The sequence below is a fragment of the Actinoplanes sp. NPDC051633 genome (genome assembly GCF_040681735.1).
Classification (GTDB): domain Bacteria; phylum Actinomycetota; class Actinomycetes; order Mycobacteriales; family Micromonosporaceae; genus Actinoplanes.
The window spans coordinates 1-1,314 of the sequence record NZ_JBFAZH010001658.1 but is presented as its reverse complement, the minus strand read 5'-3'; the positions used below and the strand labels follow the sequence as shown (position 1 = coordinate 1,314).

The following is a 1,314-nucleotide window of genomic DNA, read 5'->3' as shown; positions in this document are numbered from 1 at the left end:
CGATGGCGGAGGTGGACGCCACCATCGAGGTCATCGGTCCGGCCGGACCGACGACGATTCTCGACGTCTTCGAAGGCCGCAGGCAGCTGATCGGGTACTTTCACGCCTGGTGGCCCGGACGGCCCGCCGCGGAGCAATGTGAGGGCTGCACGTTCTTCAACAGCCAGGTCCGCGAATTGTCCTACGTCCATTCCCGCGACGCCACGTACGCCGCGCTCTGTAAGGGCCCTTACGAGGAGAGCATCCGGTATCGAGACTTCCTGGGCTTGGAGATGCCGTGGTACTCGGTTGAGAAGACCGCGGCGCAGCTGCTCGAGGGTCGTGATTGGCAGCGCCACCACCTCGTCTGCTACGTCCGCGACGGCGATCGGGTGTTCGAGACCTACTACACCGGCGGTCGCGGCGTCGAGGTCATGGCGCCCACCCACGGGTTGCTGGACATGACCGTCTACGGACGGCAGGAGACGTGGGAGGACTCGCCCGACGGCTGGCCCCAGCCGTGGGGCAATGCCAGGAATCCTGAGGTCTGGCGAACGAACGGGCGCCCCATCGCCCAGTGGTCCCGCATCGACGCCGGCCGCTCCGATGATCTGACCTGAGGATCACGAACAGGGTTGCGGGGTCCTCCCAGTCACGTGTCGGGAATGGACTGGGAGGACTCTCATCCGAGATGCCGATGGTCCTTGGCGGCCGGCCCGGCTGACGGATGTGCGGTTCTCTCGCCTGGTACGGCGAGGTAGTCGAGCAGGCTTTCACCCAAGGACTCAAGGCGGTCGCGGCGTAGCTCGTACAGCACGTAGTGGCCGTCGCGCCGGGGACGGACCACGCCCGATTCGGTGAGCTGACGTAGGTGCTTCGACAGCGTCGACTCCGTCAGGCCGACAAGGGGTGCCAGTTCCTGGGTACTGCGCGGCCGTTCGGCGATCCAGCGGAGCGCTCGCAGACGCACGTCGTCGCCACACGCTCGCAGAATGCGTACCAGGTCAGCCGGCGGAACCCGAGGTGCGACGCTGGTCATCACGAACGGCGTGTGAAAGGTCATGCCGACCGGCCACGAGTCCTCGACGCTGTACCAGATGTGCGGCCACGAGAAGACACTCGGCGTGAACGTGAAGGTTTCGGTGACGACGAAGTCGGCATCGCCTTGTCCGGCGGCTGATCCCCATTGCGGCGCGCAGCTCATCTCGACGTCGAACCGACGACGCGACGGAGAGGCGCGCACCCGAGGCCCGAGCGTGTCGACGAAGGCGTACAACCCTCCTGACCACATGAGTCGGCCCGCTTGCGCGATGCTCTCGGCAAGGTGCGGCTCCA

At 66.3% G+C, this 1,314-nt stretch carries 2 protein-coding genes; one reads left to right on the top strand and one right to left on the bottom strand.

The genetic code is table 11. The annotated features are described in order from the left end of the window. Positions 1–599 (top strand): DUF899 family protein (locus AB0M20_RS44050; protein ID WP_364307504.1); only part of this gene is annotated, 599 nt, incomplete at its 5' end. A 62-nt stretch (positions 600–661) separates the two neighbouring features. Here AB0M20_RS44050 and AB0M20_RS44045 read toward each other — a convergent pair. Then, on the bottom strand, positions 662–1,314 hold a 653-nt coding region (locus tag AB0M20_RS44045; RefSeq protein WP_364307502.1), incomplete at its 5' end, for a metalloregulator ArsR/SmtB family transcription factor.